Here is a 9,014-nt window from a genome sequence, read left to right on the forward strand (position 1 = left end):
CGGTCGGTGACCGCCGCAAGCGCGGCCAGCACGGTGAACGTGTCGGGGCGCCCCACGACGTCGAGGTCGTGGATCCTGCCCCGGTGCTCCCGCAGCCTCAGGCCCTCGGCGAGGAAAAAGAAGTCGAACAACCCCCGCTCGGCGGTCCGCGCCAGATGGACGAACGACTCGAACTCGATCTGGCTGCCTGACGTCGGGTCGGACCACACCGTGGTGTTGTTGACGCCCGGAAAGTGCGCGGCCAGATGAATCTGCTTGCGATGCTTTCCTTCTCGGATACTCATCAGCGCAGCCCCCACCGCATGGCGATCAACTCGTGTGAGCGCAGCCGATCGGCGTGCCGGTGGGTCACCGACGTGATGACCAGCTCGTCGGCGTCGGCGACCCGTTGCAACCTGTCCAGCCGGTCGGCGACCTCGTCCGGGTCACCGACGAATTGCGTGGCGAGGCGGTCCTCGACGGCGGCGAACTGCTCGTCGGTCAGCGGGGCGCAGTCATCGGGGTCGGGGTACGGAATTGCGCCCGGGCCGTTGCGGATCGAATAAACCCAGTGGCCGTAGCTGGACGCCAGGTGCCGTGCCGTGGCGGTGTCGTCGGCGACGACGACGTCGGCGGAGACCACGACGTACGGCTCACGGAGATGCCGCGACGGCGTGAACGCATCGCGATACACCGTGATGGCGTCCAGCGCCGTGCCCGGCGTGATGTGGTAGCTCGCGACGAACGGAAGCCCGCGGGCACCGGCAACCCGCGCGCTCTGGCCCTTGCTGCTGCCGAAGATCCACGGGACCAGGTCCGCGCCCTCGCCGGGGACCGCGCGGATGTCGCGGCCGTCCACCCGGAACGTGCCGTTGATCAGCGCCTCGATGTCGGCGACTTGGTCGGCGAAATCCGGGACAACCGAGCACGGTTGGTGCAGCAGCGAGCCGCGCGCCTTCATCAGCGGGCTGGTCATCAGCGCGGTGAGGTCGAACGGCGGCGGAACCGCGACACCGTCGACGTTCCGCCAGGCCGGCTTCGGGCGCGGCGGTTTGGGCCCGGACGCCTTGTCCTTCGCGGCCTCACGACGGCGCTGGCCCGACCGGCCGACACCGAGGTCGATGCGGCCTGGGAAGAACGCGTCGAGCATCCCGAAGCTTTCGACAACCGCGAGGGAGGTGGTCTGGCCCAGCTGCACGGCGGCGGCCCCTACCCTGATGCGTTCGGTGGCCGCGGCGATCTGACCGACCAGCAGCGCAGGCGACGAGCTTGCCGCCGCGACGAAGTGGTGCTCGGCGATCCAGAAGCGCTTGTAGCCCCACTGCTCGGCGTGCTGCGCAAGTTCGACGGTGTTGCGCAATGCCGTCGAGGCATCGGCGCCTGTGCTGATCGGCGACAGGTCCAGGATGTTCAGCGGCACGGGGCTCACGGCGTCGGCTCGCGCGTGCGCTGACCCGCGGCTGCCACCCGGCGCGACCATGCGAGATGTAATCGAGCGTGGCGATCGACGTGGAGACATGGAACGGCTCGGTGTGGGTGACGGTCGCGACCGGCACCAATCCGATGTGCCGGGTGGTGGGCGCCACCCGCGCGGCCACCAGCACCGCGTCTGCGCGACCCGCCAGCCGGTTCGGGTCGATCTGGGGGCGCCGGCCCGCCTGCGGTGCCCACGTGTCATCGAAGGTGACGAAGTCGAGCAACCCCCGCTCGGCTGTGGCGACCACGTCGGCCCAGTACCGGCCACTCAGCGGGCCTTCGCCAGAAGAGTTGTGTGACAACGCATGTCGCCATGCTTGCGGGTGCCAGCCGTACCCGTCGAGCGCGACGGCCAGGTGCATCACGACCCCCGCCCGTTCCTCGCGCGAGCGCCCGTCACGGGCTTCTCGAACGGACGTAGGTACGTGATCCCGCGGACGATCAGATCGGAGTCGTCGGCCCGCGAATAGCCGGCAGATTCATACAGTGCCTCGGCCTCGGGCTGCCTGTGGCCGGTCGCCAGCCAGATCCGGCGATAGCCGCGACCGGCGATCGCATCCTCCAGGGCGGCCAGCAGCACGGTGGCATACCCGCGGCGGCGATGCCCGGAATCCGTCCAGATCCGTTTGAGCTCGGCGGTGCCGTCGTCGTAGCGGCGGAAGGCGCCGCCGGTGACGGGGCGCCCGTCGAGCAGGCCGATCAACAGGCCGCCGTCAGGCTCGGCGAACTCGGCGGCCGGGTAGTCACGGAGGTGGGCGTGGTGATCCTCCGCGCTGCCGCCGTAGCGGTCGGCGTACTCGCGCGCCAGCTCGGCAAGCAGAGGCGCGGCGAGCGGGTCGTCCTGGGTGACCGAGACGAACCGCAGCTGGTGCAGGGCCGGCGCCGACATGCACTATCCAACGCGCACGGCCGCGACACATTCCACCTGGCGAGTTTCGCTCGTCGCGAGCGGAAGTCACCCCAGCCCCGCCCGCGTTTCGGGGCGAACTTGACACCTGTAAAGTTCCGGGCCATGGACAACATCGCCGGCCGGAGCATCGCGATCACCGGCGCCGCCCGCGGCATCGGCCTCGCCACCGCGACGGCCCTGCTCAAGCGCGGCGCGCGCGTCGTGATCGGCGACCGCGACGTCGATGCGCTCGAGTCGGCGGTGACGGATCTGCAGCGGCTGGGACCGGTGTCGGGCCATCCGCTGGACGTCACCGACCGCGAGTCGTTCGCCGCGTTCCTCGACAAGGCCCGGGCCGACGGCGGGGGTCACATCGACGTGCTCGTCAACAACGCCGGCGTGATGCCGATCGGCCCGTTCCTGGGGCAGTCCGAGCAAGCCATCCGGTCGGCGATCGAGGTCAACTTCTACGGTGTGCTCACCGGCTGTAAGCTGGTGTTGCCCGAAATGGTGAGGCGCCGCAGCGGTCACCTCATCAACATCGCGTCGTTGTCGGGTTTGATACCCGTTCCGGGTCAGGTGGTCTACGCAGGTGCCAAGTTCGCGGTCGTGGGCCTGTCGGTGGCCCTGGCCGACGAGTTCGCGCCGCACGGCGTCGAGGTCACCGTGATCATGCCGCCGTTCACCAACACCGAGTTGATTTCAGGCACCTCGGGCACCGCGGCGAACAAGCCCGCGCAGCCCGAGGAGATCGCCGGCGTCGTGGTGAAGGCGCTCGAGAAGCCCAAAACCCACGTTTCGGTGCCGGCACCGCTGCGCTTCATCGCTGCGCTCGCGTCGATGCTGGGTCCACGCGGCCGTCGCTGGCTCAACAAGCGCCTGGGCCTCGATCGCGTGTTCCTCGAGTTCGACACCAGCGCCAGGAAGGCCTACGAAGACCGGGCCCGGCACGCGACCGGCATCGTGGAGCACCGCGACTGACGTCACCGCACGCCGGTCGGACCCGCCCGCATGATCGCGGCCAGATCGCCGCGTGACTTCGCGCCGACCCGCTGGCAGGCGCGGTAGAGGTGGCCCTCCACCGTGCGCACCGAGGTCCCCAGCCTGTCGGCGATCTCCTTGTTGGACAATCCCGCCGCGACCAGCTCGGCGACCTCCCGTTGCCGTCCCGTCAACGGTGACGGTGCCACCGGGCTGCGCAGGGCGGGCGTGCACAACCCGCCGCACTCCTCGGCGAGTTGTTGTGCCAGCGCCGCGGCGTACCGGCCGCGCGTGCCGTGCTGTGCACCCGTGAACGCGATGGCCGCCTGCGCGGCGGCGTCGGCCGCCGTGCACCGATCACCCAGCGCCGCGTACTGACCCGAGGCGGTCAGTAAACCGTCGCCGTCACCGTCGCGCAGCGACTCACCATGCAGCGCAACGGTACTGGCCAGTGGCAGTGCGAGCAGCTCGGCCAGCTGACGCGCCCGGTCCGCTGCGGACGCGTCGCCCCACTGGATCGCCGCCTGCAGACAGGCCAGCTCATGGGTGGGCTGGTTGCGTTCGCGCGCCAGCTCGGCGGCATACCGCACGACGTCGATCGCGTGGCTGAGCGAGCCGCCGGCGGCCAGCGACCACCCGGTGGCCAGCGACAGCGCGGTATCCATGAACAGGAAATCCGCCGGCACCGCTTCGCGAGCGCTGGCGAGCACCTCCCGGGCTTCTTTCTGATGTCCCAGCTTGGCGTGTGCCTCGATCAGCGCGAAATAGGACGCCGGCCGCAAACCCGTTGTGATGGTGTGCCTCTCCACCCCTGCCAGCGCCTCGTGCAGGATCGTCACGGCGCTCGGCAGGTCCCCGCGCACCAGGTCGGCGTGGCCGTTGAGGAAGGCGAGGTTGGCATAGGCGAGGCTGGGCAGCTCAGCCGCGGAGTCGGCGAGCCGCTTGGCCAACGCCACGCATTCCTCGATGCGGCCGGTCAGCCGGCAGGCTCTCGCGTACGCACCGGCGAACCAAAATCGGAAGTGGGACGTCTCAGGCGATTTCGCGGCCCGGGCGAAGGCATGCCCTGCGACGGCGGCGATGTCCTCGTCCCGGCCCAGGGCGCCCAGCCCCATCATCAACGCAACCGATGCCATCATCGCCGGGAAGTCCGGCAGCCTGCCCGACGCCAGCGCGGCGCGGGCCTTCTCGACGGCGGTCTCGCAACGGGCCGAAATCACGTCGACGCAGGCCCCGACGGCTTGGCGCGCCACCTTCTCGTCATCGGATTCGGGCCCGCTGGCGAGCTCGTCGAGAATGGCCGCTGCCTCCGCCAGCCTTCCGAGCGTCCAGATCAAGTTGGCCGCCCGCACGAGCGACCACAGATGCCGATCGCCCTCGCGGGTCTGGCAGATCACGCCGAGGAACTTCTCGGCGTCGTTGCCGCGGCCCATCAGCATCGTGTTCAGCGCCTGGACGGTCGCGGCGTCGCTGTCGCCGCAGTCGGCGGCGGCGCTGGCGAACCGGTCCGCCAGGTCCAGGTCCAGCATCGTCATCGCATAGCGCGCCGATTCCAGATACAGCTGCGGGTCCGGCTCGAGGTCCGAATCGAGTCGCAGCAACGCCCGCCGCACCGTGGCGTGCATGTCGCGGTCGGGCTCCTCGCCGAGTCGGCGCGCCAGCTTGCCACGGATGTTCGACAGGTACATCTCGCCCGCCGTGGCACGCCGGAGCTCACCGAACATCGGGTGCGCGAGCCGGGCCATCATCCCGTTCTGGCTGCGCTCGACGGTGACCAGGTGCAGCTGCTCGGCCACCTCGAGGTCGCCGCGGCGTGCCATGTCGCAGAGCACGTCGACCCCGAGCGGTTCGCACTGCGACAGGGCGTCGAGCACGAGTCCCACTTCCGGGGTGAGCCGGCCGAGCAGCCGGCCCACCATGTCGCTGATGCTCTGCGAAACCGCGACGTCGCCGTCCCACATCCACACACCGGCCACCTGGCGGATGCGGCCCGCCGCGACCTGATCCTTGAGCAGTTGCCGCAGGAACAGGGCGTTGCCGCCGGTCAGTCTCCAGAACCGCCGCGCGCTGCGCGCGTCGACAGGTCCGCCGAGCTTGGCCTCGATCAGGTCTCGCGTCGCCTGCGCGGACAGCGGGTCGAGGTCCAGGCGCGTGAGCAGCCCGTCCTTCCACAGCGCGGTGATCGCGTCGGGTTCCTCGCCTCCGGTCCGCATCGTGACCACCAGCCGGGTTTCCTTGCATTGTGCGAGCTGATGCACGACGTGGGCAGACAGCCCGTCGAGCAGGTGGGCGTCGTCGATCCCGATCAGCATCCGGCCCCGACTGGCCTGTGCGACGAAGGAATTGATGATCCTGCGCACGCTGGGCAGCGGGTCGGTGATCGGGTCGCCGATCGACGAGGTGAACGCGCCGAGCGGCAACGGCCGCGCCGACTCGGTGCCGACGATCCAGGTCGTGCGCTCGCCCGCCGCCGCGGCCTGGGCCACCACCTCGCGGGCAAGCCGTGTTTTGCCCACGCCGGCGGCGCCCACGATCACGACCCCCGAATAACCCCCGACGCCGCGCAGTGCGCGACGAATGACCGCGAGCTCGCTGTCCCTGCCGCTCAGCGCATTTCCGCTGGTCACGGCGCGAGCATAACGCCGGCAAACATCGTGGCGGACCGATTCACACGGTTTTCACTGCAGCGTCCCGACGGCGGCGGCCCGGAGCGCCTCAGTCCCGACGCATTGCTTGATCCAGATCGGTGATCAGGTCGTCGGTGCCCTCCAGCCCCACGGAGATGCGCACCACGCCGTCGCCGAGGCCGATCGCCGCGCGGCCTTCGGGCCCCATCGCGCGGTGCGTCGTGGTCGCCGGGTGGGTGATCAGCGACTTGGCGTCGCCGAGGTTGTTGGAGATGTCGATCAGCCTCAGCCTGTCCAGCACCTCGAACGCCCGCTGCTTCGCGGCGTCCTCGGGGGCATCGAGTTCGAACGTCACGACCGTGCCGCCGCCGGTCATCTGCCGCTTGGCAAGGTCGTACTGCGGGTGCGACGCCAGGAACGGATAGCGCACCCACCGCACGGCGGGGTGCCGCTCGAGGAACTCCGCGATCCTCAGCGCCGATGCGGTGCAGTGGTCCACCCGCACCGCCAGCGTCTCCAGGCCCTTCAGCAGGACCCACGCGTTGAACGCGCTGATCGCTGGTCCGGTATGACGCATCAGCTTCTGCACCGGGCCGTCGATGTACTCCTTGTCGCCGAGGATCGCCCCACCGAGCACCCGGCCCTGGCCGTCAATGTGCTTGGTGCCCGAGTAAACCACGACGTCGACGCCGAGCGGGAACCCCTGCTGCAGCAGCGGTGTGGCAAATACGTTGTCCAGCACAACTTTTGCGCCCGCGGCGTGGGCCATCTCGGACACCGCCGCGATGTCGACCAGCGCCTGCATCGGGTTGGACGGCGTCTCGAAGAACACCGCTCGCGTCGGCTGCGACAGGGCCTTCTCCCACTGCGACAGGTCGTCACCGTCGACGAACTCCGTCTCGACGCCCCAGCGCGGCAGGATCTCGCTGCAGACGACGAAGCACGACCCGAACAGGCTGCGGGCCGCCACCAGCCGGTCGCCCGCCGCCAGCAGCGCGCCCAGCGACGTGAAGACCGCGGCCATTCCCGTCGCGGTCGCAAACGCCGCGGGCGCGCCTTCCATCAGACGCAGCCGCTCCTCGAACATGGAGATGGTCGGGTTGCCGTACCGCGAGTACACGTACCGATCGATGTCACCGGCGAAGGCCTTTTCGGCGTCGGCCGCGCTCTCGTAGACGTACCCCGAGGTCAGGTACATCGCCTCGGCGGTCTCCTCGAAGCCCGACCGCAGCAGACCGCCGCGCACGCCGATGGTGGCCTGGCTGACACCGTCCGGCAGGGGATCGGGTGTCTTGATGCTCACGACTGCTTCCAGGGCAGCCCGACCGCGCGCCATCCCGAGCCGCCGCGGTGACCTTGCCCGTCGAGGTGCCCCTCGAAGCCGTCCAGCACGTTGTACGACGGCGCGATCCCCGCCGAGGTGGCGGCCTCGGCGGCACCGATGGAGCGGTTGCCCGAGCGACACAGGAACACGACCGGCCGGTGACCGGGAGCCAGGCCCGCCTCTTTCAGTTCGTCGACGAACTTCTCGTTGCGCCTGCCGTCCACCCCCGACCATTGCACGTACACCACGTTGCGACCGAGGCTGGAGATGTCCGGCACCCCCACGAACCGCCACTCGGCATCGGTCCGGCAGTCGACCAGGACCGCGTCGGGGTTGTCGCTCAGCAGTTTCCACGCCTCCTCGGGCGTGATGTCACCTGCATAGCTCACGGCCGTGAGTTTTCCACATCCGTTCTTCGCGCTGGTAGTCGGCATAGTCTCGTCGCTCGGCCGCTGTTACCAGAACTTGCGCAGCGCCTCGACCACCTGCCGCGCGCGGTCCCGCGCCGTGGTGACATCGGCGCCGGTGGCCAGCGCCACACCGAGCCGGCGGCGCGGATAGCTCTGCGGATGCCCGAACACCCGCACGTCGCTTTCCGGCACGGTCAGCGCGTCGGTGAGCGCCTGCGTCGCGCGCTCGGTGCGACTCTCGTCGACCCCGTCCGCCGATCCCGTCTGGCTGCCGGCGTAAACCACCTCCGCGGCGCCCGGCGTGATCATGATCGTGTCCACCGGCAGCCCGAGAATGGCCCTGGCGTGCAGCTCGAACTCCGACAGCCGCTGCGAGCGCAGTGTGACCAGCCCGCTGTCGTACGGGCGGGCGCTGACGTCGGCGAAGTACACCTCGTCACCCTTGACCAGCAGCTCGACACCGTAGACACCGCGGCCGCCGAGCGTGTTGACGATGCGCGCGGCTATCGACTTGGCCGCTTCGGAAGCGCCGGGCGTCATGGCCTGCGGCTGCCACGACTCGAGCACGTCGCCGTCGAGCTGGCGGTGCCCGATCGGCTCGCAGAAGTGCACCCGAGACCCCGCAGGGCCGGCGGTCCGCACGGTCAGCAACGTGACCTCGTCGTCGATCTCGACCATCGTCTCGACCAACACCCGCGTCTGCGCCACCCGGCCACCGGCTGAGACCGCGCGGTCCCACGCAGGGGCGATGTCCTCGGCGCGCAGCAGCACGGATTCCCCTTCGCCCTGTGCGCCGACCACGGGCCGGACGACCAGCGGGAAACCCGCGTGCGCGGCGACGGCCGTCAACTCCTCGGCGGACCCGGCGAACCAGAACGGCGCGGTGGGCAGGCCCAGTTCGTCGGCGGCGAGCCGCCTCAAGCCCTCCCGGTCGAAGCGGAGCCGGGAGCTGCGGGCGGTGGGCACGACATCTGTCAGCCCGCGTTCGGCGACCGCCGCGAGCGCGTCGTTGTCGATGACGGGTTCGCCCGCGCCATCGGGCGCCTCGGCGACGACCAGGTCGGGCTCTTCACGCTCGATCAGCGCGGTCAGCTCGTCCGCGTCCGTCATCTTCACCACGCATGACCGGTCGGCCACCGCATGGGCAGGGGTATCCGCGTTCCGGTCGACGGCAACCACCACGGCGCCCAGCCGCTGGAACGCGGTGACCAGTTCGCGGCTCAGCTCACTGGCGCCCAGCAGCATCACGGTGAACGGCGCCTCAGACTTTGGCGAATCCTCCGGCGTCTGCGTTTCTTCCGTCACAGACTCAGCCTGCCAGATCCGCC

7 protein-coding genes and 2 pseudogenes are annotated in these 9,014 nt (G+C 70.0%); 1 reads left to right on the top strand and 8 read right to left on the bottom strand.

Going from position 1 to position 9,014, the window contains the following annotated elements; all coding sequences use genetic code 11:
* The 4 genes and pseudogenes from VKG81_RS06115 to VKG81_RS06130 all read right to left on the bottom strand — a co-directional run.
* A pseudogene (locus VKG81_RS06115) lies at positions 1-284 on the bottom strand (F420-dependent methylene-tetrahydromethanopterin reductase); the annotation flags it as partial.
* Positions 284-1,408, bottom strand: coding sequence for an LLM class flavin-dependent oxidoreductase (locus VKG81_RS06120; RefSeq protein WP_324394948.1), 1,125 nt, complete (start codon positions 1,406-1,408; stop codon positions 284-286). The gene VKG81_RS06120 and the pseudogene VKG81_RS06115, both read right to left, overlap by 1 nt.
* 16 nt (positions 1,409-1,424) lie before the next feature.
* Positions 1,425-1,817, bottom strand: a pseudogene (locus tag VKG81_RS06125) (LLM class flavin-dependent oxidoreductase); the annotation flags it as partial.
* The gene (locus VKG81_RS06130; protein WP_324394949.1) at positions 1,817-2,344 is read right to left on the bottom strand and encodes a GNAT family N-acetyltransferase; all 528 of its coding nucleotides are present in this window, start codon (positions 2,342-2,344) and stop codon (positions 1,817-1,819) included. The gene VKG81_RS06130 and the pseudogene VKG81_RS06125, both read right to left, overlap by 1 nt.
* Before the next feature lie 123 nt (positions 2,345-2,467).
* On the opposite strand from VKG81_RS06130, the gene VKG81_RS06135 reads away from it, so the two are divergent.
* On the top strand, positions 2,468-3,325 hold the full coding sequence (locus tag VKG81_RS06135; protein WP_324394950.1) for an SDR family oxidoreductase: 858 nt from the start codon (positions 2,468-2,470) through the stop codon (positions 3,323-3,325).
* A gap of 2 nt (positions 3,326-3,327) precedes the next feature.
* Here VKG81_RS06135 and VKG81_RS06140 read toward each other — a convergent pair whose 3' ends face one another.
* The 4 genes from VKG81_RS06140 to purT form a co-directional block, all read right to left on the bottom strand.
* The gene (locus VKG81_RS06140) at positions 3,328-5,952 is read right to left on the bottom strand and encodes a helix-turn-helix transcriptional regulator (RefSeq protein ID WP_324394951.1); all 2,625 of its coding nucleotides are present in this window, start codon (positions 5,950-5,952) and stop codon (positions 3,328-3,330) included.
* A gap of 88 nt (positions 5,953-6,040) precedes the next feature.
* On the bottom strand, positions 6,041-7,288 hold the full coding sequence (locus VKG81_RS06145; protein WP_324394952.1) for an O-succinylhomoserine sulfhydrylase: 1,248 nt from the start codon (positions 7,286-7,288) through the stop codon (positions 6,041-6,043).
* Entirely contained in the window at positions 7,252-7,665 is a 414-nt protein-coding gene (locus VKG81_RS06150) for a rhodanese-like domain-containing protein (RefSeq protein WP_324394953.1), read from the bottom strand. Before VKG81_RS06150 ends, VKG81_RS06145 begins: the two co-directional genes overlap by 37 nt.
* Before the next feature lie 66 nt (positions 7,666-7,731).
* Complete coding sequence (gene purT / locus VKG81_RS06155) at positions 7,732-8,991, bottom strand: formate-dependent phosphoribosylglycinamide formyltransferase (protein ID WP_414685180.1); 1,260 nt, start codon at positions 8,989-8,991, stop codon at positions 7,732-7,734.
* Between the last annotated feature and the right edge of the window lie 23 nt (positions 8,992-9,014).

It is taken from the genome of Mycobacterium sp. (assembly GCF_035314905.1).
Taxonomy (GTDB): Bacteria; Actinomycetota; Actinomycetes; order Mycobacteriales; family Mycobacteriaceae; genus Mycobacterium.